Source organism: Leifsonia sp. NPDC080035 (assembly GCF_040050925.1).
Classification (GTDB): domain Bacteria; phylum Actinomycetota; class Actinomycetes; order Actinomycetales; family Microbacteriaceae; genus Leifsonia.
The window spans coordinates 3,679,196-3,705,993 of record NZ_CP157390.1; the positions used below are offsets into that span (position 1 = coordinate 3,679,196).

Genomic DNA, 26,798 nt, shown 5'->3' on the forward strand with positions numbered 1-26,798 from the left:
GTTCCATTCTCCGCTATTTCTCCGCCGCGCCCAGAAGTGTTCGCCCACCGCGCACCCGTTCCGGAGCACGCGTCGACTCGAAGCTTTGTTCGAGTCTAGCGTGTCGTGGGCAGCATGAGGCCTGCACGCGTGAGCATACGACCGGCCACCGACATTCCCCTGAGTCAGTCGTCGCGTCGAACCAGAAGCACCGCGGAGAGCACCGCGACCAGGGCCGCGATCGCGACCCCGGAGACGATCGCCAGCCACGGCGCCAGCGGCGGCCGGGCGATCGACAGCAGCACGACCGCCAGCAGCTGGACGGGCACCTGGATGGCGATCAGCCGCCGCAGCGACGGCAGCAGCACGGCCGGCTGCAGACGCGCCAGCGGCGGGACGACGAGCGTCCACGATGCGAGGACGTGCAGCACGTGCACCGCCGCGATGACGGCGAGCAGCCGCGGCGTCACGCTGCCGGGCTCCAGGAGTGTCGAGAACGCCAGCACAGCGATCAGCACCCAGGCGACGCGCCAGCGCGGCACCGCGACGGCGAGGGCGGTAAGTGCCACGGCGATCGCGGGCCACGGCCCGCTCGGCGGGGTCGTCACCGCGATCGGGATCGCGACGAGACCGAACGCCACCCGCAACGACCAGGCGGGGACCGTGCGACCAAGCTCGGGGGCGTCGGTGCGCTCGCGCATCCCCCCGTCCATCGCGCTCATCGCCGCCTCGCCGGGGCGCTCAGCCGCCGCAGCACCGCATCCCTGTCCTGCGCCGCCCACACCAGGACGTCGGCGCCGGACGCGCGGAGCCGGTCCAGGCGCAGACCGCGCTCCAGGTCCACGAACCGCAGCGCGAGCAGCTCCCGCGACGGCAGGTCCTCCGCGCGACGGCCGGGCAGCACGTCCACCGCGACGACCCGGTGCCCCGCCGCCCGCCAGGTGAGCGCGAGCCGTGTCGCCTGATCGTCGAGGAACGTCGACAGCACGAACACGATGGCGCCCTGAGCCAACCGCGGCGCCCGTGCCCGCTCGGTCGCCGATCCGTGCGCGCTGGTCAGCTCGACCGCCCGGAGCACCCGGTGCAGGTGCCGCGCGCCCGCCCGCGGCGGCAGAGCCCGGCCCGCGTCCGACAGGTCGTCGAAGCCGACCCGGTCGGCCTGTGCCGCGTAGGCGCGGGCGAGCGACACCGCGGCCTCGCGGGCAAGATCGAGCGAGGTGAGGCCCGGCCGCGGATACGGAGCAGCCCAGTCCGCGACGGCGCCGGGGACGTCGTCCCGCGCGTCGAGCACGAGCTGCACCGCGACGTCGGAGGTCGCCGTCGTGCGCCGCGCGTACAGCTCGCCGGGCCGCTGACCGCGCCGGGCGGTGGCCTTCCAATCGATCCGCCGCAGCCGGTCCCCGGGCCGGAACCGGTCGACGTCGCGGAACTCGCCGCCATCCCCCGGCCGCGCGGACGTGTGTGCGCCGGTCAGGCCGAGCAGCCGGTGCGGCAGCGGAGTGGAGCGCAGCGCGACCGCGCGCGGCCGGACCACGCGCTCGGTCACGGCGGGGACGCTCGGCTCGCCCGTCCACGCGGCGTCCGGACCGATCGCCCGTGCCGCCAGCGACAGGATGCGCTGCGGACCGGAATGCGACACCGCTACGCGGAAACGCAGCCGGGAGGCCGCGTACGGGGTCAGCACTGCGTCCTCCGGGGCCCGGTCGGCGCGCGAGACCCGCACGTGCACGGCGTCGGGGCCGCCGGCGGCCGAAGCCGTGGCTTCCACGGCGACCCGCCCGTCCGGGTCGTCGCCGGCGATCGTCGCCGACGCCGTCGCCGTCGCACCGGCCGGCCGCGATCCCCAGCCCCAGAGCGCAGCGATCAGCAGCGGGGCGGCGACCAGCACCAGCTCGATGCGGGACATCACGAACGCACCGACCAGGCAGACGCCGGCCACGATCGCCACCGCGGTCACGCCCGGGCTGAGCGACCAGGCCGAGCCTCCCGAGGGCTTCGTCTCGCCGGGTTCGCGTTCGGTCATCCCTGAGCGGCCTCCCGGCGGCGGGTGCCGACAGCGGGCGGCCCCGGCACGCTGCCGAGCACATCCATCACCACCTGGGACGGGCTGACACCGCTCGTCCACGCCTGCACCGTGAGCGTGAGCCGGTGCGCGAGCACCGGGACGGCGACGCGCTTCACGTCGTCCGGGATGACGAAGTCGCGGCCGGCGAGCACGGCCAGAGCGCGCGCGACGAGCAGGAGGCCCTGCGATCCGCGTGGCGAGGCGCCGACCTCCACGGAGCGATGCCGCCGGGTCGCAGCGGCGAGGGCGACGCAGTACGCGGCGATGTCCGGGTCGACGTCCACCTGCTCGACTCCCGCCTGCATGGCGAGCAGGGTCGCTGCGTCGGTGACCGGTTCGACGCCGGCCACCTCGCGCCGGCGGGCGACCCGCGCGAGCAGCACCCGGGTCTCGCCGTCGGTGTCCGGGTAGCCGACCCCGAGCCGGACCATGAAGCGGTCGAGCTGCGCCTCGGGCAAGGCATACGTGCCCTCCGACTCGATCGGGTTCGCGGTGGCCACCACGTGGAACGGCCGCGGCAACGGGAAGCTCTGCCCCTCGACGGACACCTGCCCCTCCGCCATCGCCTCCAGCAGCGCCGACTGCGTCTTCGGCGACGTGCGGTTGATCTCGTCGGCCAGGAACAGCCCGGTGAACACCGGGCCGGGACGGAACTCGAACTCCGCGGTGGACGGCACGTAGACGAAGGACCCGGTGATGTCGGACGGCAGCAGGTCCGGCGTGCACTGCAGCCGGCGGAAGTCGAGTCCCACGGCGCTCGCGATGCTGCGCGCCGCGAGCGTCTTGCCGAGGCCCGGAACGTCCTCGAACAGCACGTGCCCGCCCGCCAGCACCGTGGCGAGCGCGATCTGGAGCGGCTCCCGCATTCCGACCACGACGCTGCCGACCCTGGCGAGGATCTCCGCGCCGAGCCGGGCGACCTCGGCGACGGGGAGCGCCAGCCCCTCCGCAGAGCCGGTGATCGCGTCGGGGATCGCGTCGGTGGTCGTGCCGGCCGTCGCGCGCGTGCTCTCGCCGGTGCCGGTGGTGTCGTCGGGCATGGGACTCCTGTCGTTGGCGGGTCTGGTCACCGGTGGGCGGACCGGACGGGATCTGCGGCCGCGGGACCGATCGTGCTGCGGCCGCCGGACGCATCCCGGGCGAGCGCCTCCAGGGTGCTCAGCACGGCGGCCACCTCGGCCGGACGCGGCGCGGCGGCACTGCCCTTCCGGAGCATCGCCACCGCGTTCTCGCCGAGCAGCTCGGCGACCGTCGTGGCCGCGCGCGGGTCGTCCATGTCGACGCCGCGCTGTTCGAGCACGCGCGCGGCGAGCCCACGAAGCCGCCGCACCGCCTCCGGCGACACGCGGCCGCCGCGCGCGCCGAGCGACCAGCCGAGCTGGACGACGTCGCGCCGCGCGCCGGGCCGCGCGGCAGGGGCGGGCACCGGCCAGGTGACGTCCGCACGCTCCCCGACCAGGGACAGCAGCGCGCCGAGGGCGAAGATGACGGCGCCGAGCCCGACGGCGTGCGGGGCGTCCATGCCGAAGAACCACGCTGCGAGGCCGATCACGAGCGCGGCGAGCACGCATCCGACGGCACGGATGACGAGCTGCCGGCGGCTCATCGCGGAGCCCCGCCGGTCGCCGCGCCCGTCGCCGCACCGGACCAGGAAGCGCGGAGCACCTCGATCGCCTCGCGCGCGGCGACCACGTCCGCTCCGGTCACGGGCGCATCGCTGAACCGCGCGCGCAGGTAGAGGTCGAGCAGCCGGTCGGCGGCGCCGCGATCGGCGGAGACCCGGGTGACGGCCCGGGCGACGAACTCCCCCGGCGTCTCGGCGAGCATCCGGCGCACGCCCGAGTCGGCCGCACCCTCCTCCAGGCCCAGCCAGGCACGCTCGATCGCGTCCCGTGGTTCCCGGCCGTCGCCCAGCAGGTCGAGGGCGCGCTCGAGCCCGCGGCGGACCCGCTCCGGTCGCGGCAGTTCGCCTGGTTCCGGCGGGACCAGGCCGTCTGTCGTCCCCGCGAGGGCGACGGGCGCCGCGGGCTCCGGGCGGTGGAGGCGCCGGCGCAGGGAGCGCCAGATCAGCGCTGCCACGACGATCGCGGCGATCACCGTCAGCGCGAAGACCAGCCAGGTCAGGTCGATGCGCGTCTCGTGGAACTGCTCCCGCGGCGCGGGCGTCCCGGTGACCTCGTCCGCCCCGGACCGCGGACCGAGGTCGGCGTTCGGGACGGCGATCCGCATCCCGGTGAAGGCGGGCGGTCCCTGAAACGCGAGCGCGACTGCCGCTGCCGCGAGCAGCACCGCCGCGGCGGCGATCATCCCCCACCGCTGACGCGTCCGTGCCGCCTTCGAGCCCACCATGCCACCGTAGCGCGCAGCGCGCCCGCACGGGCGACCCTGCGCGGGCGACCATGCGTCGCCCGCGGTCAGCCCAGGTGCCCGGCCTTCTCCATCTGCCGCAGATCGCGCTTCAGGTCGGACAGCTCGTCGCGCAAGCGCGCGGCCAGCTCGAACTTGAGCTCGCCTGCCGCGGCCAGCATCTGCTGGTTCAGGTCCGCGATCAGGCCCTCCAGTTCCGCGGCGCCCTGCGCGGCGATGCCGCCATTCCGCAGGTTCGGCGTCGGGCTCTTGCGCTTCTGCTCGCGCCCGGCCAGCATCCGTGCCGTGTCCGCCTCCTCCCGGGCGAGCACGTCGGTGATGTCCGCGATGCGCTTGCGCAGAGGCTGCGGGTCGATCCCGTTGGCGCGGTTGTACTCGAGCTGCAACTCGCGGCGGCGGTCGGTCTCCTCGATCGCGTTCTTCATCGAGTCGGTCAGCACATCCGCGTACATGTGCACCTCTCCGGACACGTTTCGCGCGGCACGGCCGATGGTCTGGATGAGCGAGGTGGACGATCGCAGGAACCCCTCCTTGTCGGCGTCGAGGATCGCGACGAGCGACACTTCGGGGAGGTCGAGGCCCTCACGCAGCAGGTTGATGCCGACGAGCACGTCGTAGAGGCCCGACCGGAGTTCGGTGAGCAGTTCGACGCGGCGCAGGGTGTCGACGTCCGAGTGCAGGTAGCGCACGCGCACGCCCGCCTCCGCGAGGAAGTCCGTCAGTTCCTCCGCCATCTTCTTCGTGAGCGTGGTGACGAGCACGCGCTCGTCCCGCTCGACGCGCAGCCGGATCTCCTCGAGCAGGTCGTCGATCTGGCCCTTGGTCGGCTTGACGACGATCTGCGGGTCCACCAGACCGGTCGGGCGGATGATCTGCTCGACGATGCCGTCGGCGATCCCCAGCTCGTATTGTCCCGGTGTCGCTGACAGGTACACGGTCTGCCCGACGCGCTCCTTGAACTCGTTCCACTTGAGCGGCCGGTTGTCCATGGCGCTCGGCAGGCGGAAGCCGTGCTCGACGAGGGTCCGCTTGCGGGACGCGTCGCCCTCGTACATCGCGCCGATCTGCGGAACGGTCACGTGCGACTCGTCGATGACGACGAGGAAGTCGTCGGGGAAGTAGTCGAGGAGGCAATGCGGCGCCTCCCCCGGCTGGCGGCCGTCGATGTGGCGCGAGTAGTTCTCGATGCCGGAGCAGAACCCGATCTGCTCCATCATCTCGATGTCGAACTGGGTGCGCATCCGCAGGCGCTGGGCCTCGAGCAGCTTGCCCTCGCGCTCCAGCTCGACGAGCCGGTCGTGCAACTCGGTCTGGATCGTGCCGATCGCGCGCTGCATCGTCGCCGGGCTCGCCGCGTAGTGCGTCGCGGGGAACACGGAGACCGCGTCCATCTTCGCCAGCACCTCACCGGTCAGCGGGTGCAGCGAGTACAGCGCCTCGATCTCGTCGCCGAACAGCTCGATGCGGACGGCGTGCTCCTCGTACATCGGGATGATCTCGATCGTGTCGCCGCGCACACGGAACTTGCCGCGCGAGAAGTCGACGTCGTTGCGCTCGTACTGCATGCCGACGAATCGGCGGATGAGCGCATCCCTCCCGATGGTCTCCCCCACCTGCAGGGCGACCATCGCCTCCAGGTACTCCTCCGCGGCGCCGAGTCCGTAGATGCAGGACACCGTGGAGACGACGATCACGTCGCGGCGGCTCAGCAGCGAGTTGGTGGTCGAGTGCCGCAGCCGCTCCACCTCGGCGTTGATGGAGGAGTCCTTCTCGATGAAGGTGTCCGTCTGCGGGACGTAGGCCTCGGGCTGGTAGTAGTCGTAGTAGGAGACGAAGTACTCAACGGCGTTGTTCGGCAGCAGTTCCCGGAACTCGTTCGCCAGCTGGGCGGCGAGCGTCTTGTTGTGCGCGAGCACGAGCGTCGGCCGCTGCACCTGCTCGACGAGCCAGGCGGTGGTCGCCGACTTGCCGGTACCCGTCGCACCCAGCAGCACGACGTCGGTCTCCCCCGCGTTGATGCGGGACGCGAGCTCGGCGATCGCCTTGGGCTGGTCGCCGCTCGGCTCGTACTCGCTGACGACCTCGAACGGGCGGACGAGACGGGTTGGTTCCATGACTCCAGTCTAGGAAGCACCACCGACATACCGGTCGGCTCTCGCTCAGAGCGGAATGCGGCCGCAGCCGCGAGCGAGTGACCCCGTTCGGGACGATCGGCCCTGCTCGAGCATCCCCGTAACGTACCGAACAGGCACAGTCGCGGGGCGGCGCGCGCTACGCGCTCGCGCGCAGGCGGTCCCAGAGGGCGTCCACCTGCTGGAGCGTGTGCTCGAGGGAGCCGTCGGTGTCGATCACCACGTCGGCGACGGCCAGCCGCTCGTCGTCGGAGGCCTGCGAGAGGATGCGGCGCTCGGCCTCGGCTTCGTCCATCCCGCGCAGTTCGACCAACCGGGCCACGCGCGTCGCCGCGTCGGCGTGCGCGACGACGACGAGGTCGAACGGGTACTCGTTGGCGGACTCGACCAGAAGCGGCACGTCGTAGACCACGATCGCCTCCGAGTCGGCGTCGGCCGCCGCCCGGAAGCGTGCCGTCGACTCGCGCAGCACGGCGGGATGGGTGATGCCGTTGAGGACGCGCAGCTTCTCGGCGTCGCCGAAGACGATCGCACCGAGCGCCGGCCGATCCAGCGTCCCGTCGGCCGCGATCACGCCGTCGCCGAACGCGCGGGCGATCTCGGCGAGAGCGGGGGTGCCGGGCTCCACCACCTCGCGGGCGATCCTGTCCGCGTCGACGACGACGGCCCCGTGCGAGGCGAGCCGGGAGGCGATGGTCGATTTTCCGGAGGCGATCCCGCCGGTGAGTCCGATCAGCTGCACCCGTCCACCCTATCCACCCGCACCGAGGCGGAATGCGAGAGCGGGCGTTAACGCCGGAACGGCCGGCCCCGAAGGACCGGCCGTTCCGTGAGACGGAACTCAGTTGTTGGAGCTGAGCTTCTCGCGCAGAGCCGCGAGCGACTCGTCGTCGGCGAGGGTTCCACCCGAGCCGGAGTCGGAGGAGTACGACGAGGTGCCGCTGTCGGCAGCAGCCTCCTCGAGACCCTTCGCGACCTGGCGCTTGTGGGCCTCCCAGCGAGCCTGCGCGGCAGCGTACTGCTGCTCCCACTCGTCGCGCTGGGTCTCGAACCCTTCCTTCCACTCGTTGGTCTCCGGGTCGAAGCCCTCGGGGTACTTGTAGTTCCCCTGCTCGTCGTACTCGGTGACCATGCCGTAGAGGGCCGGGTCGAACTCGGTGCCCTCGGGGTCGACGCCCTCGTTGGCCTGCTTGAGGCTGAGCGAGATGCGGCGACGCTCGAGGTCGATGTCGATGACCTTGACGAAGACCTCGTCGCCGACCGACACGACCTGCTCCGCGAGCTCGACGTGCTTGCCGGAGAGCTCGGAGATGTGCACCAGACCCTCGATGCCGTCCGCGACGCGGACGAAGGCACCGAACGGAACCAGCTTCGTGACCTTGCCCGGAGCGACCTGACCGATCGCGTGGGTGCGGGCGAAGACCTGCCACGGGTCCTCCTGGGTCGCCTTGAGCGACAGCGAGACGCGCTCGCGGTCCAGGTCGACCTCGAGGATCTCGACGGTGACCTCCTGGCCGACCTCGACGACCTCGGAGGCGTGCTCGATGTGCTTCCAGGACAGCTCGGAGACGTGCACGAGGCCGTCCACGCCGCCCAGGTCGACGAACGCGCCGAAGTTGACGATCGAGGACACGACGCCCTTGCGGACCTGGCCCTTGTGCAGGTTGTTGAGGAACGTGGTGCGGGACTCCGACTGGGTCTGCTCCAGCAGCGCGCGGCGCGACAGGACCACGTTGTTGCGGTTCTTGTCGAGCTCGAGGATCTTCGCCTCGATCTCCTGACCCAGGTACGGGGTCAGGTCGCGGACGCGGCGCAGCTCGATGAGCGAGGCCGGGAGGAAGCCGCGGAGGCCGATGTCGACGATCAGGCCGCCCTTGACGACCTCGATCACCGTACCGGTGACGACGCCGTCGGCTTCCTTGATCTTCTCCACGTCGCCCCACGCGCGCTCGTACTGCGCACGCTTCTTGGACAGGATGAGGCGGCCTTCCTTGTCCTCCTTCTGGAGAACGAGCGCCTCGACGGTGTCGCCGACCTCGACGACCTCGGTGGGGTCGACGTCGTGCTTGATGGAAAGCTCGCGGGAGGGGATGACACCCTCGGTCTTGTAACCAACGTCGAGGAGGACCTCGTCTCGGTCGATCTTGACGACGGTGCCCTCGATGAGGTCTCCGTCGTTGAAGAACTTCAGCGTCTTTTCGACCGCGGCAAGAAAGTCCTCAGCGGACCCGATGTCGTTGACGGCGACCTGCTTCGGCGCCTTGTCGGTCGTTGCGGTTGTCATGTAGTAGATGCTCCGTAATGGACAGAAATCAGGCCGGACGCGATCAGTTCTCGATGTGTTCCGCGCACGGCAGGCGGATAGGGATGTCACACAAGTGACGTTCTAGTCTACCGACTGGCCGCCGCGTCCAGCAACTCGCGCGAGGAGACGATGTCGCGCAGCGCCGGCTCCAGCTCGGGGAAGGCGAAAACGTAGCCCGCGTCGAGCAGGCGCTCCGGCAGCACCCAGCGGCTCTTCAGCACCAGCTCGGTCTCGGTGCGGATGACGGCGGAGCCGGCCTCGAGCATCCAGCGGAAGGCGGGAAGGCCGACCGGAACCCCGAGCACCCGCCTCAGCGTCGCCATCATCGTGCGGTTGTCGCTGGGATTCGGCGCGGCGAGGTTCACCGGCCCGTCGATCCCGGGCTGCGCGCGCAGGAACTCGATGGAGCCGAGCACGTCGCGGATGTGGATCCAGCTGAACTTCTGGCGTCCGCCGCGCGCCCGGAACTCGTGGAAGGTGCCGGCGTTGCGGCGCGCGGTCGTGGCGAACCAACGGCCGTCCCGCTGCGGTCCGCCCAGCCCGAAGCGGGCGAGCGCGATCAGCGGCAGCAGGGCGGACCCGTCGCCGAGGACGATGGCCATCCGCAGGGCGACGCGCCGCGTGCCCGGCAGCGAGCCCGCGAAGAACTCCCGTTCCCACGCCTTCGCCACGTTCACGGAGAAGCCGATGCCGAGCTCCCCGGTGGACTCGGTCATCGGCCGGTCCTCGGCGTGCCGGTAGATGGTCGCCGTCGAAGCGTTGAACCAGAGCGGAGGCGGCGTGTCGGAGCCGGCGATCGCCTCGCGGAGCACGCGGGTGGTCTCCAGGCGCGAACGGAAGATCTCGGCCCGGTTCGCGTCGCCGTAGCGGCAGTTCACGCTCTTGCCTGCGAGATTGATGACGAGGTCGGCGCCGGTGACGACGGAGCGGATCCCGTCGGGGTCGCCCCAGCGGGCATCCCCGCCGGACCGGCCGATCAGCAGGACGGTCGCGCCCTGCGCCCGGTAGTGCTCGGCCAGGTAGCGTCCGATGAACCCGGACGCGCCCGCGATGACGATGCGCTCGCTCACTCACTCCCCCAGTGCGATGTCGTAGCGGAACGTCCCCGCGTACTGGTAGAGCCTACCGAGCAGCCGATGGCCCACCGCGATCGAGATGCGCTGGCAGTCCCGCGCCTCGTCCCAGCGCTCGGTGAGCACGATCACGGGCGCGAGGACGCGCGGCACAGGGATGCGCAGCCGGCCGATGCGGATCGCCACGCTCGTCGAGGTGAGCCGCAGCGCGCCGTCGAGCACGCGCGCGGCGAACACCGCCTCCGCCCGCACCGGCGCGCCCAGCCTGTCCACGAGCATCCCGTCCTCGACGCCGATCTCGTCGCGCATGATGCGCGGGCGTCCGCGCAGCTCGAAGGTCCGCTCCGCGCGCACGGCGGGCGAGCCGTCCGCCGCCACCGCCGGTGCGTTCCGCACGGTGAACGGCACCTCGTGCTGCCAGACCGGGAACAGGACGCCCGGCCGGGCGAACAGGGCGAGCACCGGCCACAGCCAGCGCCGGGGCGTGCCGACGGTGTCGAACACGCCCCGGCCCCGGCCGGTGGAACCGGACGGGATGGCGTCGAAGTACGCGCGCAGGCTCGGGTGCAGCAGGTCGAAGGCGGGGCCGAGCACCACGCGATACGGGGACGTCATCCGGCGGCCTCGCTCAGTCGAGAAGCGCGGCCTTCAGCGTGTCGAGGCCGACGCCGCCGATGTCGAGCGCCTTCTTGTGGAACGCCTTGATGTCGAAGGATGCGCCCTCCCGGCGGGCGTACTCGTCGCGCAGCTGCTCCCAGATCCGCTGACCGATCTTGTACGACGGCGCCTGGCCCGGCCAGCCGAGGTAGCGGTTCACCTCGAAGCGGACGAAGCCCTCGTTCATGTTGACGTTGTCGGCGAGGAACCCGAACGCGTAGTCGCCGGTCCAGGGGCCGCTACCGTCGGGCAGCTGCTTCTCCAGGTGGACGCCGATGTCGAGCACGACGCGTGCGGCGCGCATCCGCTGGCCGTCGAGCATGCCGAGGCGGTCGGCCGGGTCGTCGAGGTAGCCGAGCTGCTCCATCAGGCGCTCCGCGTAGAGCGCCCAGCCCTCCGCGTGGCCGGAGGTGCCGGCGATCCGGCGCCACGAGTTCAGCTGGGCCTTGTTGTAGGTGGCCTGGGCGATCTGCAGGTGGTGGCCAGGAACGCCCTCGTGGTAGACGGTGGTGAGCTCGCGCCAGGTGTCGAACTCGGTCACGCCCTCCGGCACGCTCCACCACATCCGCCCGGCGCGCGCGAAGTCGTCGCTCGGGCCGGTGTAGTAGATGCCGCCCTCCTGCGTCGGCGCGATCATGCACTCGAGGCGGCGGATCTCGGCGGGGATGTCGAAGTGCGACTTCCCGAGCTCCTCGATCGCGCGGTCGCTCGTCTCCTGCATCCAGCGCTGCAGTGCGTCGGTGCCGTGCAGCTTGCGGCTGGCGTCGCCGTCGAGGAACGCGATCGCCTCGTGGACGGACGCGCCCGGCTTGATCTCGTTCGCGATCGACTCCTGCTCGGCGACCATGCGGGCGAGCTCCTCGATGCCCCACTCGTACGTCTCGTCGAGGTCGACGGTCGCGCCGAGGAAGTCCCGGGAGGCGAGGGCGTAGAGCTCTCGGCCGACCGCGTCCTTCTGCGGAGCGTGCTGCGCGAGTTCGTCCTTCAGGAACGACGCCAGCTTCGCGTAGGCCGCGGCCGACTCCGTCGCCCCTGCGGCGAGGTCGCTCTTCAGCGAATCGGGGAGTTCGGCGTCGCCGGCCTTCGCCGAGCCGGTGAATTCGAAGAAGAAGCCGGTGTCTGCGACCTGCTTGTTCGCCTGGGCGAGGACCTCGTGCACCTGGCGGATGGCCGGGACGTTGCCGGCGGCGATGCCGCTGCGGAGCGTCTCGATGTAGCCGTCCATCGCGGCCGGCAGGTTGTGCAGGCGCTTCGCGACGTTCGACCAGTCCTCCTCCGTGTCGGTGGGCACGAGGTCGAAGATGTCGCGCAGCTCCTGAGCGGGCGAGGCGATCACGTTGAGGTCGCGCTGGTTGAAGCCGGCCTCGTGCTTCTCGACCGTGAGCTGCAGGTCGCGGGCCAGGTCCATCTTGGTGACGCGATCGATCTCGTCGACGGGCTCAGCGGCCTGCACCTTGGCCAGCGTCTCCTTCACCTTGGCGACGGCGTTCTCGGCGCCGGCGGGCGAATAGTCGGCGTACTCGCCCTCGCGGCCGGGGCGTCCGAGCCAGACGTGGAACTCCGGGTACAGCTCGAGTTGTGTGTCGACCCACTCCTCAGCGATCGTGTCGATCGGAGTCGGTTCGCGCTTCTCTGCGTTCGTCATGCCTCGACCCTATTTCGCCGCCGGCCCGCGAGCACAGGGAAAACGCGCGGAATCGTCGCGATTCGCGACACTTTCCCTGTGCTCGGCGGCCTGCGTGGGTCGGTGGTTCAGGAAGAGGTCAGTGGGCGGCGGCGTCCCAGTTGGGGCCGCGGCCGATCTGGACGTCGAGCGGGACCCGCAGCTCGGCGGCGCCGGCCATCCGGGTGCGGACGACCGCCTCCAGCGCGTCCCACTCCCCCGGCGCGACCTCGAAGATGAGTTCGTCGTGCACCTGCAGCAGCATCCTCGAGTTGAGCTTCTGGTCGATCAGATCGCCCGCGATACCGAGCATCGCGATCTTCATGATGTCGGCCGCCGAACCCTGGATGGGCGCGTTCAACGCCTGGCGCTCCGCGTTCTCACGCATCACCCTGTTGGTCGAAGTGAGGTCCGCGAACGGACGACGGCGCCCGAAGATCGTCTCGGTGTAGCCGTCGACGCGCGCCTGCTCCACGACGTTCCGCAGGTAGTCGCGTACCGCGCCGAAGCGCTCGAAGTAGCCGGTCATCAGCCCACGCGCCTCCGACGTCTCGATGCGGAGCTGCTTGGACAGGCCGAACGCGCTGAGGCCGTAGGCGAGACCGTAGGACATCGCCTTGACCTTGGTGCGCATGAGCGGGGTCACGTCCTCCGGTTCCACGCCGAAGACGCGCGCGCCGACAAAACGGTGCAGGTCCTCGCCGGCGTTGAACGCCTCGATGAGCCCCGGGTCCTCGGAGAGGTGCGCCATGATCCGCATCTCGATCTGCGAGTAGTCGGCGGTCAGCAGGGTCTCGTAGCCCTCGCCGCTGACGAAGGAGGCGCGGATCTCGCGGCCCTCCTCGGTGCGGATCGGGATGTTCTGCAGGTTCGGGTCGTTGGACGAGATGCGGCCGGTGCTGGTGCCGGTCTGGTCGTACGTGGTGTGGATGCGGCCGTCGCCGTTCACCGACCGCTCGAGCGTCTCCACGATCTGCTTGAGCTTGGTCGCGTCCCTGTGCTGCAGCAGCAGGCCGAGGAACGGGTGCGGGCTCTTCTCCTGCAGGTCCGCCAGCGACGCGGCGTCGGTCGAGAAGCCCGTCTTGGTGGCGCGGGTCTTCGGCATCTGCAGCTCCTCGAAGAGCACCTGCTGCAGCTGCTTCGGCGAGCCGAGGTTGATCTCGTGGCCGATCTCGGCGTAGGCGCGAGCGGCGAAGTCGTTGGCCTTGTCGGTGAGCTGACTGCGCAGGCGCGCGAGCACCTCGCCGTCGATCGCGACGCCGTTCAGCTCCATCTCGGCGAGCACGGCGACGAGCGGGAGCTCGATGTCGTCCAGGACGGCGCGGGTGCCGTCGTCCAGGGCGATCGCCTGGCCCTCCGCGACGCGGCGGATGTACCAGGCCTCGGTCGCCGGGCTCACGGCGTCGTTGATCGGGACGAGCTGGTTGGGGTCCGAGACCGGCAGCGTCTCGCCGAGCACCTCGTACACCTGCTCGGCGAGCGACTGCGGCGCCGCCCCCGGACGCACCAGCCACGAGGCGATCCTGGTGTCGAAGGCGAGTCCGTCGACGACGAAGCCCGCGCGGCTCAGCGCCTTGAACTGCGGCTTCGCGTGGAAGAAGTACTTGGGCGCTGCGCTCGCCAGCCACTCCTCGAGGGCCTCGTAGTCCTTGCGTCCGGCCGTCCACGGCACGTAGACAGACTCGTCCGCCGATGCCAGCCCGAAGCCCGTGATGCCGGCCGGGCCCGTCTCCAGCTGGACGGCGACGGCCGCGCCGTCGGCGGAGGCCTTGGTCAGCCAGTTGGCAAGCTCCTCGTCCACGAGCGTGTGCACGGCGGGAGCGCTGACCGCGCCGACGCGGTCGGCTTCCACGGACGCGGCGCCGTCGAGCATCCCGTCCTCCGCCGCCGTCTTGAGCAACCGGTCGAGCAGGGTCTTGAACTGCAGCCGCGCGAAGATGTCGCGCACCGCGTTCTCGTCGATCGCGCGGCGCTCGAGGTCGGCGGGGCCGACCGGCAGCTCCACGTCGTCGAGCAGCTTGTTGAGCCGGCGGTTGCGGAGGGCGTTCTCCTTCTGGTCGCGCAGGTTCTGGCCGACCACGCCCTTGATCTCGTCGGCGTGCGCGACGATCTCCTCCACGGTGCCGTACTGCTGCACCCACTTGACCGCGGTCTTCTCGCCGACCTTGTCGATGCCGATCAGGTTGTCGCTGGTCTCGCCGACGAGCGCCGCGATCTCGGGGTACTGGTGCGGCTCGATGCCGTAGCGCTCCCGGACCGCGGCGGGGTCGTAGACCTTCAGCTCGGAGACGCCGCGGACGTTCGGGTAGAGCAGCGTGACGTCGTCGTTGACGAGCTGGATGGTGTCCCGGTCGCCGGAGACGAGCAGCACGCGGTAGCCCTGCTCTGCACCCTGCCTGGCGAGCGTCGCGAGGATGTCATCCGCTTCGAAGTCCTCCTTGGCGATGGTGGTGATGTTCATCGCCTTCAGCGCCTCCTGGAGCAGCGGCACCTGGCCGGCGAACTCGGGAGGCGTCTCGCCGCGGGTGCCCTTGTACTCCGGGTACTCGCGGGTGCGGAAGGAGTAGCGGGAGATGTCGAACGCCACGGCGATGTGCGTCGGCTTCTGCTGCTGCAGCAGGTTGATGAGCATCGCGATGAAGCCGTGGATGCCGTTGGTGTGCTGGCCCTCGCGGTTGACGAAACTGTCGACAGGGAGGGCGTAGAAGGCCCGGAAAGCCAGCGAATGGCCGTCGATGATCAGAAGGGTAGGCTTTTCGGAGTCTGACACCAGGACAGCCTACAAGCCGCCGGTGACACTGCAGACGGGACCGACGACGGTGACGAAAGGGTTCGGATGACCGAGGACGCGCTCGCGTACGTGCAGCAGAGGGGGCTCGGCGCACTGGCCGAGAAGATGGGCATCGAGATCGTCGAGTTCACCGTCGAACGAGCGGTCGCCCGGATGCCCGTCGAGGGCAACACGCAGCCCGCCGACCTCCTGCACGGCGGCGCGTACGTCGTCCTCGGCGAGTCGCTCGGCTCGATGTCGGCGAACCTCTACGCGGGCGAGGGACGCCTCGCGGTCGGCATCGAGATCAACGCCTCGCACACGCGCTCCGCGACCAGCGGCTACGTGACCGGCGTCTGCACGCCCATCCACCTCGGCCGTACGCTGACGACGCACGAGATCGCGGTGACGGACGACCGCGGCCGGCGCTGCTCCACGATCCGCATCACAAACCTGATCAAGGACCTGTGAGGCGCTGCCCCAACCGTGATTCGTCACGGATGGTCGGCATTCGTCACGAACGGCGACCGTTCGCGACGAATCGCGGGCCCGTGGGGCCTACTTCTTGGGCGCGAGCTGCTCGATGATCGCCTGAGCGACGTCGTGCATGGTGAGGCGGCGATCCATCGACGCCTTCTGGATCCAGCGGAACGCCTCCGGCTCGGACAGGCCCATCTTCTCGTTGAGGAGGCCCTTCGCGCGGTCGACCAGCTTGCGGGTCTCGAAGCGCTGGACCATGTCGCCGACCTCGGCCTCGAGGGCGATGATCTGCTGGTAGCGGGCAAGGGCGATCTCGATCGCCGGCAGCAGGTCGTTCGGGGTGAACGGCTTGACCACGTAGGCCAGGGCGCCGGCCTCGGTCGCGCGCTCGACGAGCTCCTTCTGGCTGAAGGCGGTCAGCAGCACGACCGGAGCGATGTGGTTCTTGGAGAGCCGCTCGGCGGCGGAGATGCCATCCAGCTGCGGCATCTTGACGTCCATGATCACCAGGTCGGGGCGCAGCTCGGTCGCGAGCGCGACGGCGGTCTCGCCGTCGCCGGCCTCGCCGACGACCTCGAAACCGTTGTCACGCAGGATCTCGACGATGTCGAGACGGATGAGCGACTCATCCTCTGCGACGACGACGCGGCGGGGTGCGGTGGGGGTGGTTTCCTGGTCAGTCACGGACAAAAGCCTACGGTATTGTTCCAGTGTTGTTGTGCGCCGCTGTGGCGGAATGGCAGACGCGGAGCACTCAAAATGCTTTGTCCGAAAGGGCGTGTGGGTTCGAGTCCCACCAGCGGCACAACCCCGATCCGGCCGGTCTAAGCCGTCCCCGGCTCACGAATCGGCGACGGGCAGCTCGACGGTGACGCTCGCACCGCCTCCCGGCCCCGTGTTGCCGGCGTGCACTGCGCCGCCGTGCCTCGCCGCCACTTCGGCGACGAGGGCGAGTCCGAGGCCGTAATGCCGGGACACCGCTGCGGGCGCCTCACCCGACCGCGTGGAGGCGAACCGCTCGAAGGCGGTGCCCGGGTCGTCCTGGGGGAAGCCGGCGCCGTCGTCCGCGACGACGAGCAGGGCGCACCGCCCCGCGCGCCGCACCTGGACGGTCACCAGGGACGCGGCATGGTCTGTCGCATTGTCGAGCAGGGCGATCACGAGCCTGCGCAGCGACACCGCCGCACCGGAGACGACGACCGGTCCCGGCACGTCCACGCGCACCTCGACACCGCGCTCCTCCGATTTGGGCGCCACCGAGCGCACGGCCGCCGCCGCCAGCTCGGCGAGGTCGACCGGCTCGCGCGCGGCCGTCTCGCCCGGATCCGCCGCGAGCAGCAGGTCGGCGACGATCTCCGTCAGCGCGCGCGAGTCGTCCACGATCTCGCCCACCCCGGCGACCACCGCCGGGTCGTCGTGCTCGGTCAGCCGCCTCCGCACGAGCTGCGCGCGCGTGCTCAGCAGCGTCAGCGGCGTGCGCAGCTCGTGACCGGCGTCGGCGACGAACCGGCGCTGCATCCGCAGCGCGTCCGCGAGCGGCCGCATCGCCCTCCGCGCCATCAGCACGCTGATCCCGGCCGCGGCGAGCGCCGCGATCACTCCGGAGACGATGAGCGCGGTGGCGAGCCGGGCGAGCTCCTCCTGCTGCTCCCTCAGCGGGTAGGCGACCTGGATCCAGTGGTCGCCCTGCCGGGTCGTGCGGACGAGGTAGTCCTGGCCGTCCGCCGTGACGGTCCGCTCGTCCGGCTGCCCGCTCGCACGGACCGCCTCGAACGCCGCCTCGAGCGGCAGCCCGTCCGGGATGTCCGGCGAGGACAGGGTGCCGCGGCCGCCGGTGATGGTGACGAACATCCCCGGCGGTGCGTCGTGCGGGGAGTCGATGCGGGACGTGTCGTCCACAGCGCGCCGGGCCGCTTCGGCCTGCGACCCGGCGACGATCGCGTACACGACGCCGCCGAGCGCGGCGAACAGCACCAGGATGAGCACACCGAACTGCACGGCGAGCCGCGTGGAGGCACGGCGCAGCTCCCGGTCGCCTCCACGGCCGTCCGCGCCTCGCGCGCTCACGACCCGCGTCCCAGCCGGTAGCCGACTCCGCGCACCGTATCCACCGCGCCCCTGCCGAGCTTCCGGCGCAGGTGGTGCACGTACGTGTCGACCACGCCCGGGTCGTCCGCCGCGGCGAACACCGTCGCCAGCAGGTCGTCGCGGGAGAACACCTGCTCGGGGCGCCGGGCGAGGCGTTCGAGGAGCGCGGACTCGCGCTCGGACAGCGGGATGTCGGCGCCGCCGTCCAGCGTGACCGTCCGCCCGTCCGCGTCGAGGCGCCCGCCGGGGAAGCGCACGACCGGCACCGTGGCGCTGAGCCGCCTGCGCAGCACCCGCAGCCGAGCCAGCAGCTCGTCGATGTCGAACGGCTTGACCAGGTAGTCCTCCGCCCCGCCGTCCAGCCCCTCGACCCGGTCGGTCGCCGTGCCGAGGGCGGAGAGGATCAGGACCGGGGTGAGCACGCCGGCGTCCCGCCAGCCCGAGAGCACGCCCATCCCGTCGACCACCGGGAGGCCGCGATCGAGCACGGCGACGTCGAACGCCTCGGTCAGGCCGAGGTGCAGCCCGCGCTGGCCGTCGTGCGCGGTGACGACGTCATAGCCCTCGGAGCCGAGCAGCTCGCCGAGCATCGCGGCGAGGCGCGGGTCGTCCTCGACCACCAGGATGCGCGGGCGCGACTCCACACCCTGGCCGCTCAGATCCGGGCGCCGACGACGGTCGCGGCGAAGCGTCCGGCCCGCTCGGCGAGGCCGGCGATGCGGTCCTCCACCACCCGGTCCGGGTCGAAGCCGACGTACTGCGGCGGCGGGGTGCGCCGCACGTTCTCGCTGCACTCGAAGCCGCCGCAGACCAGCGTCCCGACGGTGTCGCCGTTGCGGCCGGCCTGGCCGGCCCTGCGCGCCGACCAGAAGTAGACGTCGCGGGTGAAGTGCACGTCCTGGCACCAGCCGCACATGGACGGCGCGTGCGAGCGCATCGACGCCTCCGACGCCTTCAGCACGATCCCGACGGGTCCGTCCGCGGTCGGCACGACGACGTAGCCGCGCTGCGGAAGGCGCGGATCGCGCCAGCCGAGGTACTCGCGGCGCGACCAGTCCACCTCGTGCATCCCAGGCGGCAGCGGCAGCTCCTCCGCGTCGGCGCGGGAGCAGTTGACGAACGACTCGCGAATCTGCTGCGGGGTCAGGCTCTCCATGTGCACCTCCTCCCGTCCCATGCTCGCACAGGTTCTTGACCTTGCCTCCGGGGTCAGGGCTTACGGTTCCGGCATGAACACTCTCGACAGCGTCACCGACGCCAGCTTCGCCACCGACGTCCTCGCCGCCCCCGGCACCACCCTCGTGGAGTTCTGGGCGCCTTGGTGCGGACCGTGCCGCGCCCTCTCCCCCATCCTGGAGTCGATCGCAGGTGAGCACGCCGATTGCATCCGCATCGTCAAGATCAACGCCGACGAAAACCCGCGCAGCTCGGCCGAGTACAAGGCTCTGGCGCTGCCGGTGATGAAGGTGTTCCGCGACGGGGAGGTCGTGAAGACCATCGTCGGCGCCAAGCCGAAGCCGGCGCTGGAGTTCGAGCTGGCGCCGTACCTTCAGCCGTGAGCGCCGCGCGCGGCGCGGTCAGGTGAGGTGGTCGAAGGCCCCGCTCACCCAGCCGATGTAGCGCTCGGCCGAGCGGAGGACGGCGCCGCGGGCGTCCTCGGGGATCACGTTGCCGAGGTTGCCGTACATCCGCTCGAAGGGATGCTCGCAGACGCGGTCGGCGACCCGCCTGACCACCGCCGCCGACAGCGGGATGTCGTTCGGGAAGCTGCGCTGGAACGTCACCCAGCGCTGCGACGGACCGGGGAAGACGGTGTCGCCGCTCAGCACGACGCCGCGGTCCCAGTGCACGACGGCGCTGCCGGGGAAGTGACCGCCGATGGTCCGCAGCATCACCCCGGGGAGCACCTCCTCCTCGCCGCTCCAGGTGCGGATCGCCGGGCTCTCGCGCTGCACCCAGTGCCGGTCGGCCTCGTTGACAAGCACCGGAGGGTCGCCGAGCATGCGCGACCAGCTGGTCTGGGCGCCGAACATGTGCGGGTGGCTCGTGGCGATCACGGCGACGCCGCCGAGATCCTGCACGGCGGTCGCCGCCGCCTCGTCCACGTAGCCGGTCGGGTCCCAGAGCAGGTTGCCCTCCGGGGTGCGCAGCAGCATCGCGCGCTGGCCGATGCCGACCTTGGGGACGCTGCTCAGACCGTACAGGTCGGGCTCCAGCTCGGTGATGACGACGTGCTCGCCCTCGCGCTGCAACCGCTGCAGCGTCGTCCACACCTGCCCGGTCGGCGGGACGTACTGCCGTTCGTCCTCGCAGATCGGGCAGGACGCCGGCGGCTCCTCGCCGTTCGGGGTCTCGACCGGTGTCGTCTCCACAGCGCAGGTCGCGCACAGCCAATCCGCCATGCCGCGACTCTAGCCGTGCGACCCCGCGACCCAATACCCTCTGCGGCATGGCGAACCAACCCGTTCTCTTCATCCACGGCCTCTGGTTGCACGCGAGCAGCTGGCAGCCCTGGATCGAGCTCTTCACGGCGGAGGGCTACGCTCCCGTCGCACCCCTGTGGCCCGGCGAGCGCGACACGGTCGCCGCCACCCGCGACAACCCCGACGACGTCGCCGACAAGGGCATCGACGAGGTGACCAAGCACTTCGCGACGATCATCGAGGCGATGGAGGTGCCTCCCGTCATCATCGGCCACTCGTTCGGCGGCCTCATCACCGAGAAGCTGATCGGCGAGGGCTACGGCAACGCGGGCGTCGCGATCGATCCGGCCCAGATCAAGGGCGTGCTGCCGCTCCCGTTCCGCCAGCTGCGCGCGTCGTTCCCCGTGCTGAGCAACCCGGCGAACATCCACAAGCCGATCTCGCTCACCCGTGACCAGTTCGCGTACGGCTTCGCGAACCAGCTGCCGGAGGCGGAGGCGACGGAGCTGTACGAACGCTGGACCATCCCCTCCACCGTCCGCCCGATCTTCCAGGCCGCCGCGGCGAATTTCCGTATGCACTCGGAGACGGCGGTCGACACGAAGAACGAGGACAGGGGCCCGCTGCTGCTCATCGCGGGCGGCGAGGACAACACGGCGCCGGAGGTGACGACGGACGCGACGCTCAAGCAGTACCGCGACTCCAACGCCGTCACCGAGCTGATCACCTTCCGCGACCGCGGTCACTCCCTCGTGATCGACCACGGCTGGCGCGAGGTCGCGACCGAGGTGCTGGTCTGGCTCGAACAGCAGGGCCTGCGCGACTGATGCCGGAATACCCGGCCGGCCCGGCGGCTTGCACCTCACCGTGAAACGCATCGGCTTCCTCAGCTTCGGCCACTACCAGGCCGTCCCCGGCTCCGTCGTCCGCACGGCGGCGGACGCGCTCCTGCAGACCATCGAGCTCGCGGAGGCGGCGGAGGAGGTCGGCGCGGACGGCGCCTTCGTCCGCGTCCACCACTTCGCACCGCAGCTCGCCTCCCCGTTCCCGCTGCTCGCCGCGATCGGCGCGCGCACGAAGCGCATCGAGATCGGGACCGGCGTGATCGACATGCGCTACCAGAACCCGCTCTACATGGCGGAGGAGGCGGCCGCGGCCGACCTGATCAGCGGCGAGCGCCTGCAGCTCGGCGTGAGCCGTGGGTCACCCGAGGCAGCGCTGGCGGGCTACGAGTCGTTCGGCTACGTGCCGGGCGATGGCGAGACCGACGCGGACATGGCCCGCAGGCACACGACGTTGTTCCGCGCGGCGATCGCCGGCGAGGCGATGGCGAACGCGAATCCTCAGATGACGGGCAGCACCGGCGGCTTCGCCATCGAGCCGCGCTCGACCACGCTCCCCGACCGCATCTGGTGGGGCGCAGGCACACGCGCCACGGCGGAGTGGACGGCGGAGCAGGGCATGAACCTGATGTCGTCGACGCTCCTCACCGAGGACACCGGGGTGCCGTTCGATCAGCTCCAGGCGGAGCAGATCACCCGGTTCCGCGAGACCTGGTCCGAGATGGGCTGGGAGCGGGAGCCGCGGGTGAGCGTGAGCCGCAGCATCATCCCGATCACCGACGAGCAGTCGCACCGGTACTTCGGCGCCCGCGCGCAGGTGGAGGGACGCGACCAGGTCGGGCACCTGGACGGCGGTCTCGCCCGGTTCGGCCGGTCGTACATCGGCGAACCGCAGAAGCTCGTCGCAGAGCTCGCGGAGGACGAGGCGCTGCGGATGGCGGACACCGTGCTCGTGACGGTGCCGAACCAGCTCGGCGTCGACTTCAACGCGCATCTGCTCTCGGACATCGTCGCGATCGGCCGCGAGCTGGGCTGGCGCGACTGACCGCACGCGCCGCCGCCTCCCCCGAACGGGTGGGTCGGCCGATTCCGGGGATCCTGGGATGATGGACGCGCGGCACACCCGAATCGGCCGCAGCACAGGCCGCGACGATCGCGTCCGGTCCCATGGAAGGGGTGTGCCTTGCGTACTGGACGACGCACGACGGCGGTTTCGATGGCCGCACTCGCAACCGCTCTCGGACTCACCGCTCTCACCGCGACGACCGGTCTCTCCGCCGCTCCGGCGACGGCCGTGACGCTGACCGACGCGTCGACGCCGTCGGCGCTGACCGGGATGTGGGCGTGGGGCAACCCGATCGACCCGGCCGTCGACGCGCGCGGCCGCGGGGAGGCGGCGTTCGAACCGGAGGCGATGGCGGCGTTCGCGGCCGCCCACCGGTTGCAGACGGTCTACCTCTCGGTGCCGTGGGCAGCCGATCAGGGCGAGTTCCGCACCTGGCTCCCTGCCGCGGTCTCCGCGCTGCACGGCGCGGGCGTCACGACCGTGGCCGCGCTCGGCGGCGACCCGGCGTGGGCGAGCCAGCCCGACCTCGCGGCGACCTGGACGCGGGCGGCGCTCGCGACGGCGCCGTTCGACGCCGTCCAGTTCGACGTCGAGCCGTGGGTCGGCGCGACCGACGATCAGCTGCCCGGCATCGTCGCCCAGCTCGGCACGATGTACGACACCGCGGCAGAGGCGGCGGGCACGGTCCCGGTCGGAGCCGATCTGCCCTGGTGGCTGCAAGCGAAGACGCAGCCCGGGACGACCACCACCCTCTTCGAGACGCTGCTCCCGCACCTCGCGTCGGTGGCGATCGTCGCGTTCTCCGATCACGCGAGCGGGGACGACGGCATCGTCGCACTCGCCGGGCCCGCCGCGACCGCGGCGAGCGCCGCCGGCGTCCCGTTCAGCATCGGTGTCGAGACGGACACACCGCAGGTGGCAGGCGGCCCCGGCGCCACCTTCGGCGACGACACGGAAGCGGAGCTGGAAGCGGAGACGGCCATCGTCCGCTCCCGGCTCGCCGGCCTGAACGGGTACCGCGGCGTCACGGTCGAGCACCTGCTGTCGTGGCAGGCGCTCGTGGCGCGCTGAGCCGGCGGACCTTCAGCCGGCGTCGGCCGCCGCGTACAGCGCGGCGACGTCGATCTTGCCCATCATCATCATCGCCTCGTTGACGCGGCGGGCGCGGGCCGGGTCGGTGTCCTTCTGGAGCTCGATCAGGGCCTTCGGCACGATCTGCCAGCTGAGGCCCCAGCGGTCCTTCAGCCAGCCGCACCTGCTCGGCTCCCCGCCGTCGGCCGTGAGCGCCTCCCACAGCCGGTCCACCTCCGCCTGATCCTCGCAGAGCACCGAGATCGAGACGGCCTCGGTGAACGAGAACATCGGTCCGGCGTTCATCGCCTGGTACTCGATCCCGTCCAGCTCGAACGTCACCACGACGGTCCCGGCGGACGGATCCGCGTCGTCGGCGCCGAACCGGTCGACGTGCACGATCCGGGAGTTCGGGAGCAGCGACACGTACAGCTCCGCCGCCTGCTCGGCCTGGTCGTCGTACCAGAGGAATGTCGTCACCTTCTGCATGCGGCACATGCTACGCGGCGGTTGTAGCGTTGGGAGGTGTTGTTCAGCAGCTACATCGCCATCGGAGACAGCTTCACGGAGGGGGTCGGCGACGACCTCCCGGACGGCCGCGTGCGCGGCTGGGCGGACTTCGTCGCCCTCGGACTCGCGCAGGCCTCGCCGTCGACCGTCCGCTACGCGAACCTCGCGGTGCGCGGCCGCAAGCTCGGTCCGATCATCCAGGAGCAGGTGGAGCCGGCGCTCGCGCAGCATCCCGAGCTCGTCAGCCTGAACGGCGGCGGCAACGACATCATGCGCCCGCGCGTCTCGATCGAGGGGGTGGCCGAGGCGCTCGTGGCCGCCGCCGACCGGGTGACCGCCGCGGGGAGCACCATGCTGCTGCTGAGCGGCGCCAATCCGAGCAGGCACCTCCCGATGGGCGGGCTGATCCGGCGCCGCGGCAACGAGCTGGCGGTCGCCGTCCGTGCGATGCTGCCGCGCGACGGGATGGTCTTCGTCGACAACTGGGCCGACGAATCGCTCGAGGACATCCGCTACTGGTCGGAGGACCGGCTGCACCTGAATGCGCTGGGCCACGCGCGGGTGGCGAGCAACGTCCTGACCGCGTTCGACGTGCCCGTCCCCGCCGAGTGGGGCGTCGAGGAGGTCGCCGCGGCGCCCCGGGGCGAGGCGACCCGCCGGACCGCGGACTACTACCGCCGCTTCGTGCTGCCGTGGATCGGCCGCCGTCTCACCGGCCGCTCCTCCGGCGACGGCCGCGCTGCCAAGATCGCCGAGCTCACTCCGGTCGACCCCGCCTCGGCCCACCCGCTCTGACCCTCCCGCGGCCTCGCGGCCGTCAGTCGTTGTCGCCGCCGGTGGTGTCGATGCGGGTGGTGCGGGCGCCGCCTCCCCACTTCCACTCGGCGACCTCGGGGATGTCCTCGCCGCGCTCGCGCGTGTACTGCCGGGCGCGCAGCCGCGCATCCTGCATCTCCTGCCGGAACCGCGCCTCGCGGGCGGCGAGCCCGGGGACCCGGTCGAGCACGTCCATCACCAGGTGGTACCGATCGAGGTCGTTCAGCATCACCATGTCGAACGGCGTCGTCGTCGTACCCTCCTCCTTGTAGCCGCGCACGTGCAGGTTGCCGTGGCCGGCGCGGCGATAGGTGAGCCGATGGATGAGCCACGGGTAGCCGTGGTACGCGAAGATCACCGGCTTGTCTACCGTGAACAGGGCGTCGTACTCGCGGTCGTTCATCCCGTGCGGGTGCTCGCCCTCGCTCTGCAGCCGCATGAGGTCCACCACGTTGACGACCCGCACCTTCAGGTCCGGCAGCCGGTCGCGCAGGATGCCCGCCGCCGCAAGCACCTCGAGGGTCGGGATGTCGCCAGCGCACGCGAGCACGACGTCCGGCTCCTCGCCGTCCCGCTCGGTGCCCGCCCAGTCGAAGATGCCGATGCCGCGCGTGCAGTGCGCGATCGCCTCCTCCATCGTCAGCCAGTTCGGCGCCGGCTGCTTCCCGGCGACCACGACGTTCACGTAGTCCACCGACCGCAGGCAGTGGTCGTAGGTGGAGAGCAGGGTGTTGGCGTCGAACGGCAGGTAGACCCGGACGACGTCGGCCTTCTTGTTGACGACGTGGTCGATGAAGCCGGGGTCCTGGTGGGAGGCGCCGTTGTGGTCCTGGCGCCACACGTGCGAGCTCAGCAGGTAGTTCAGCGAGGCCACCGGGCGACGCCATGGGATCCGCCGGGACGTCTTCAGCCACTTGGCGTGTTGGTTGAACATCGAGTCGACGATGTGGATGAACGCCTCGTACGAGGTGATGACGCCGTGCCGCCCGCTCAGGAGGTAGCCCTCCAGCCACCCTTGGCACTGGTGCTCGCTCAGCATCTCCATCACCCGGCCGCTCGGCACCAGGTGGTTGTCGGAGTCGATCGGCCAGTACTCGGCGTTCCACTGCTTGCCGGTCACGTCGTACACCGCCTGCAGCCGATTGGATGCGGTCTCATCCGGCGCGAACAGCCGGAAGTCGTCGGGGTTGTCGCGCATCACATCCCGCAGCCACTCCCCCAGCACCTTGCTCGCCTCGGCCACCGTCTCCCCGGGCGAGGGCACGTCGACCGCGTAGTCGCGGAAGTCGGGCAGCCGCAGGTCCTTGCGCAGAAGGCCGCCGTTCGCCACCGGGTTCGCACTCATCCGGCGCTCACCGGCCGGCGCGAGCCCGCGGACGAGGTCGACCGGCGCACCGTCCTCGTCGAACAGCTCCTCCGGCCGGTACGAGCTCAGCCAGCTCTCCAGCAGCCGGGTGTGCGCCTCCGTGTCGCGGGCGTCCGCGAGCGGCACCTGGTGCGAGCGCCAGTTGTCCTCGGCGGGATGACCGTCGATCTCCGCGGGGCACGTCCAGCCCTTCGGTGTCCTCAGGATCAGCATCGGCCAGCGCGGCCGCTCGGTGAGCTCGCCCGCCGCCGCGGCCTTCTTGATGCCGGCGATCTCGTCCAGGATGATCTCGAGCTCGGCGGCCATCCGTTCGTGCACCGCGCGAGGATCCTCGCCGTCGAAGCCGCCCGAGACCAGGTGCGGCGTGTAGCCGTAGCCGCGCATCAGCTCGAAGAGCTCCTCCTCTGGGATGCGCGCCAGCACCGTCGGGTTCGCGATCTTGTACCCGTTCAGATGCAGGATCGGCAGCACGACGCCGTCGGTCACCGGGTTCAGGAACTTGTTCGAGTGCCACGCCGTCGCGAGGGGACCGGTCTCGGCCTCGCCGTCCCCGACCACCGCGGCGACCAACAGGTCCGGGTTGTCGAACGCCGCCCCGTAGGCGTGCGAAAGCGCGTAGCCGAGCTCGCCGCCCTCGTGGATGCTGCCGGGCGTCTCGGGCGCAGCGTGCGAGGGGATGCCGCCGGGGAAGGAGAACTGCCGGAACAGCCGGCGCAGCCCCTCCTCGCTCTGGTCGATGCCGCTGTAGATCTCGCTGTACGTGCCGTCCAGGTAGGCACCCGCGACCACGCCGGGGCCGCCGTGGCCGGGCCCTGCGACGAAGATCGTGTCGAGGTCGCGCTCGCGGATGACGCGGTTCAGGTGCGCATAGATGAAGTTCAGCCCGGGGGTGGTCCCCCAGTGCCCGAGCAGCCGCGGCTTGATGTCGTCGCGGGAGAGCGGCCGTCGCAGCAGCGGATTGTCGAGGAGGTAGATCTGGCCGACCGAGAGGTAGTTCGCCGCGCGCCACCAGGCGTCGATGCGGTCGAGATCCTGCTCGGAGACGGAGTGGTCGGGGCGCGTGCTCGTCGTGTCGCTCACCCGGGCATCCTACGAGCGGGGGCAGCCGAAATACAGGTGTGAAAA

General features: G+C 71.0%; 25 protein-coding genes and 1 tRNA gene. 7 read left to right on the top strand and 19 right to left on the bottom strand.

Annotated elements, in window-relative coordinates; translation table 11 throughout:
• Positions 1-164 precede the first annotated feature (164 nt).
• From AAME72_RS17850 to polA, 12 genes are all read right to left on the bottom strand, one after another.
• On the bottom strand, positions 165-701 hold the full coding sequence (locus AAME72_RS17850; protein ID WP_348787873.1) for a hypothetical protein: 537 nt from the start codon (positions 699-701) through the stop codon (positions 165-167).
• On the bottom strand, positions 698-2,002 hold the full coding sequence (locus AAME72_RS17855; RefSeq protein ID WP_348787874.1) for a DUF58 domain-containing protein: 1,305 nt from the start codon (positions 2,000-2,002) through the stop codon (positions 698-700). Before AAME72_RS17855 ends, AAME72_RS17850 begins: the two co-directional genes overlap by 4 nt.
• On the bottom strand, positions 1,999-3,084 hold the full coding sequence (locus AAME72_RS17860; RefSeq protein ID WP_348787875.1) for a MoxR family ATPase: 1,086 nt from the start codon (positions 3,082-3,084) through the stop codon (positions 1,999-2,001). The genes AAME72_RS17855 and AAME72_RS17860 overlap by 4 nt, the downstream gene beginning before the upstream one ends.
• 26 nt (positions 3,085-3,110) lie before the next feature.
• Positions 3,111-3,650: a hypothetical protein gene (locus tag AAME72_RS17865; protein WP_348787876.1), complete on the bottom strand. Its 540-nt coding sequence runs from the start codon at positions 3,648-3,650 to the stop codon at positions 3,111-3,113.
• The gene (locus tag AAME72_RS17870; RefSeq protein ID WP_348787877.1) at positions 3,647-4,393 is read right to left on the bottom strand and encodes a DUF4129 domain-containing protein; all 747 of its coding nucleotides are present in this window, start codon (positions 4,391-4,393) and stop codon (positions 3,647-3,649) included. Before AAME72_RS17870 ends, AAME72_RS17865 begins: the two co-directional genes overlap by 4 nt.
• A 65-nt stretch (positions 4,394-4,458) precedes the next feature.
• Entirely contained in the window at positions 4,459-6,525 is a 2,067-nt protein-coding gene (gene uvrB, locus AAME72_RS17875; RefSeq protein ID WP_348787878.1) for an excinuclease ABC subunit UvrB, read from the bottom strand.
• A 157-nt stretch (positions 6,526-6,682) separates the two neighbouring features.
• Positions 6,683-7,285: a dephospho-CoA kinase gene (gene coaE / locus AAME72_RS17880; protein ID WP_348787879.1), complete on the bottom strand. Its 603-nt coding sequence runs from the start codon at positions 7,283-7,285 to the stop codon at positions 6,683-6,685.
• A 99-nt stretch (positions 7,286-7,384) separates the two neighbouring features.
• Positions 7,385-8,827, bottom strand: a complete 1,443-nt coding sequence (rpsA, locus tag AAME72_RS17885) for a 30S ribosomal protein S1 (RefSeq protein WP_314148901.1) — start codon at positions 8,825-8,827, stop codon at positions 7,385-7,387.
• A gap of 107 nt (positions 8,828-8,934) precedes the next feature.
• Entirely contained in the window at positions 8,935-9,918 is a 984-nt protein-coding gene (locus tag AAME72_RS17890) for a DUF1731 domain-containing protein (protein ID WP_348787880.1), read from the bottom strand.
• Positions 9,919-10,536 (bottom strand): DUF4166 domain-containing protein, encoded by a 618-nt coding sequence (locus tag AAME72_RS17895; RefSeq protein WP_348787881.1) that lies wholly within the window; start codon positions 10,534-10,536, stop codon positions 9,919-9,921.
• Between the two features lie 13 nt (positions 10,537-10,549).
• Positions 10,550-12,223 carry a DUF885 domain-containing protein gene (locus AAME72_RS17900; protein ID WP_348787882.1) on the bottom strand — a complete coding sequence of 558 codons (1,674 nt, stop codon included), beginning with the start codon at positions 12,221-12,223 and terminating at the stop codon, positions 10,550-10,552.
• 118 nt (positions 12,224-12,341) lie between these two features.
• Positions 12,342-15,011: a DNA polymerase I gene (gene polA / locus AAME72_RS17905; RefSeq protein ID WP_348787883.1), complete on the bottom strand. Its 2,670-nt coding sequence runs from the start codon at positions 15,009-15,011 to the stop codon at positions 12,342-12,344.
• A gap of 66 nt (positions 15,012-15,077) precedes the next feature.
• Here polA and AAME72_RS17910 point away from each other — a divergent pair, with 66 nt between their 5' ends.
• A complete protein-coding gene (locus AAME72_RS17910) occupies positions 15,078-15,482 on the top strand; it encodes a hotdog fold thioesterase (RefSeq protein WP_348787884.1) in 405 nt (134 codons plus the stop codon).
• Positions 15,483-15,569: 87 nt separating this feature from the next.
• Here the strand turns inward: AAME72_RS17910 and AAME72_RS17915 are convergent, their stop codons facing one another.
• Positions 15,570-16,175 (bottom strand): response regulator, encoded by a 606-nt coding sequence (locus AAME72_RS17915; RefSeq protein WP_348787885.1) that lies wholly within the window; start codon positions 16,173-16,175, stop codon positions 15,570-15,572.
• Positions 16,176-16,213: 38 nt separating this feature from the next.
• Between AAME72_RS17915 and AAME72_RS17920 the strand changes: the two genes are divergently transcribed.
• A tRNA-Leu gene (locus tag AAME72_RS17920) sits at positions 16,214-16,296 on the top strand.
• 35 nt (positions 16,297-16,331) lie between these two features.
• Here AAME72_RS17920 and AAME72_RS17925 read toward each other — a convergent pair.
• Genes AAME72_RS17925 through AAME72_RS17935 form a run of 3 tightly spaced genes read right to left on the bottom strand, consistent with a single transcriptional unit; the run spans position 16,332 to position 18,735 of the window.
• Positions 16,332-17,558 (bottom strand): ATP-binding protein, encoded by a 1,227-nt coding sequence (locus AAME72_RS17925; protein ID WP_348787886.1) that lies wholly within the window; start codon positions 17,556-17,558, stop codon positions 16,332-16,334.
• Entirely contained in the window at positions 17,555-18,223 is a 669-nt protein-coding gene (locus AAME72_RS17930; RefSeq protein WP_348787887.1) for a response regulator transcription factor, read from the bottom strand. The genes AAME72_RS17925 and AAME72_RS17930 overlap by 4 nt, the downstream gene beginning before the upstream one ends.
• An 11-nt stretch (positions 18,224-18,234) precedes the next feature.
• Entirely contained in the window at positions 18,235-18,735 is a 501-nt protein-coding gene (locus AAME72_RS17935; protein WP_348787888.1) for an FBP domain-containing protein, read from the bottom strand.
• A gap of 73 nt (positions 18,736-18,808) precedes the next feature.
• Between AAME72_RS17935 and AAME72_RS17940 the strand changes: the two genes are divergently transcribed.
• Positions 18,809-19,138, top strand: coding sequence for a thioredoxin domain-containing protein (locus AAME72_RS17940; protein ID WP_348787889.1), 330 nt, complete (start codon positions 18,809-18,811; stop codon positions 19,136-19,138).
• An 18-nt stretch (positions 19,139-19,156) separates the two neighbouring features.
• On the opposite strand, the gene AAME72_RS17945 is transcribed toward AAME72_RS17940, so the two are convergent.
• Positions 19,157-19,981, bottom strand: a complete 825-nt coding sequence (locus tag AAME72_RS17945; protein ID WP_348787890.1) for a hydrolase — start codon at positions 19,979-19,981, stop codon at positions 19,157-19,159.
• A 47-nt stretch (positions 19,982-20,028) separates the two neighbouring features.
• Here AAME72_RS17945 and AAME72_RS17950 point away from each other — a divergent pair, with 47 nt between their 5' ends.
• From AAME72_RS17950 to AAME72_RS17960, 3 genes are all read left to right on the top strand, one after another.
• On the top strand, positions 20,029-20,829 hold the full coding sequence (locus tag AAME72_RS17950; protein WP_348787891.1) for an alpha/beta hydrolase: 801 nt from the start codon (positions 20,029-20,031) through the stop codon (positions 20,827-20,829).
• A 40-nt stretch (positions 20,830-20,869) separates the two neighbouring features.
• A complete protein-coding gene (locus AAME72_RS17955) occupies positions 20,870-21,889 on the top strand; it encodes an LLM class flavin-dependent oxidoreductase (RefSeq protein WP_348787892.1) in 1,020 nt (339 codons plus the stop codon).
• 171 nt (positions 21,890-22,060) lie between these two features.
• Positions 22,061-22,981, top strand: a complete 921-nt coding sequence (locus AAME72_RS17960) for a hypothetical protein (RefSeq protein WP_348787893.1) — start codon at positions 22,061-22,063, stop codon at positions 22,979-22,981.
• 12 nt (positions 22,982-22,993) lie between these two features.
• Here the strand turns inward: AAME72_RS17960 and AAME72_RS17965 are convergent, their stop codons facing one another.
• The gene (locus AAME72_RS17965; protein WP_348787894.1) at positions 22,994-23,470 is read right to left on the bottom strand and encodes a VOC family protein; all 477 of its coding nucleotides are present in this window, start codon (positions 23,468-23,470) and stop codon (positions 22,994-22,996) included.
• A gap of 36 nt (positions 23,471-23,506) precedes the next feature.
• Between AAME72_RS17965 and AAME72_RS17970 the strand changes: the two genes are divergently transcribed.
• On the top strand, positions 23,507-24,286 hold the full coding sequence (locus tag AAME72_RS17970; protein WP_348787895.1) for an SGNH/GDSL hydrolase family protein: 780 nt from the start codon (positions 23,507-23,509) through the stop codon (positions 24,284-24,286).
• Between the two features lie 22 nt (positions 24,287-24,308).
• On the opposite strand, the gene AAME72_RS17975 is transcribed toward AAME72_RS17970, so the two are convergent.
• The gene (locus tag AAME72_RS17975) at positions 24,309-26,753 is read right to left on the bottom strand and encodes a phosphoketolase family protein (protein ID WP_348787896.1); all 2,445 of its coding nucleotides are present in this window, start codon (positions 26,751-26,753) and stop codon (positions 24,309-24,311) included.
• Positions 26,754-26,798 lie beyond the last annotated feature (45 nt).

Coding starts and splice junctions, on each gene's coding strand:
- AAME72_RS17850 (WP_348787873.1), bottom strand. CDS start 701: ATGAGCGCGATGGACGGGGGGATGCGCGAGCGCACCGACGCCCCCGAG.
- AAME72_RS17855 (WP_348787874.1), bottom strand. CDS start 2,002: ATGACCGAACGCGAACCCGGCGAGACGAAGCCCTCGGGAGGCTCGGCC.
- AAME72_RS17860 (WP_348787875.1), bottom strand. CDS start 3,084: ATGCCCGACGACACCACCGGCACCGGCGAGAGCACGCGCGCGACGGCC.
- AAME72_RS17865 (WP_348787876.1), bottom strand. CDS start 3,650: ATGAGCCGCCGGCAGCTCGTCATCCGTGCCGTCGGATGCGTGCTCGCC.
- AAME72_RS17870 (WP_348787877.1), bottom strand. CDS start 4,393: ATGGTGGGCTCGAAGGCGGCACGGACGCGTCAGCGGTGGGGGATGATC.
- uvrB (WP_348787878.1), bottom strand. CDS start 6,525: ATGGAACCAACCCGTCTCGTCCGCCCGTTCGAGGTCGTCAGCGAGTAC.
- rpsA (WP_314148901.1), bottom strand. CDS start 8,827: ATGACAACCGCAACGACCGACAAGGCGCCGAAGCAGGTCGCCGTCAAC.
- AAME72_RS17895 (WP_348787881.1), bottom strand. CDS start 10,536: ATGACGTCCCCGTATCGCGTGGTGCTCGGCCCCGCCTTCGACCTGCTG.
- AAME72_RS17900 (WP_348787882.1), bottom strand. CDS start 12,223: ATGACGAACGCAGAGAAGCGCGAACCGACTCCGATCGACACGATCGCT.
- AAME72_RS17910 (WP_348787884.1), top strand. CDS start 15,078: ATGACCGAGGACGCGCTCGCGTACGTGCAGCAGAGGGGGCTCGGCGCA.
- AAME72_RS17935 (WP_348787888.1), bottom strand. CDS start 18,735: ATGGAGAGCCTGACCCCGCAGCAGATTCGCGAGTCGTTCGTCAACTGC.
- AAME72_RS17940 (WP_348787889.1), top strand. CDS start 18,809: ATGAACACTCTCGACAGCGTCACCGACGCCAGCTTCGCCACCGACGTC.
- AAME72_RS17945 (WP_348787890.1), bottom strand. CDS start 19,981: ATGGCGGATTGGCTGTGCGCGACCTGCGCTGTGGAGACGACACCGGTC.
- AAME72_RS17950 (WP_348787891.1), top strand. CDS start 20,029: ATGGCGAACCAACCCGTTCTCTTCATCCACGGCCTCTGGTTGCACGCG.
- AAME72_RS17960 (WP_348787893.1), top strand. CDS start 22,061: ATGGCCGCACTCGCAACCGCTCTCGGACTCACCGCTCTCACCGCGACG.
- AAME72_RS17965 (WP_348787894.1), bottom strand. CDS start 23,470: ATGCAGAAGGTGACGACATTCCTCTGGTACGACGACCAGGCCGAGCAG.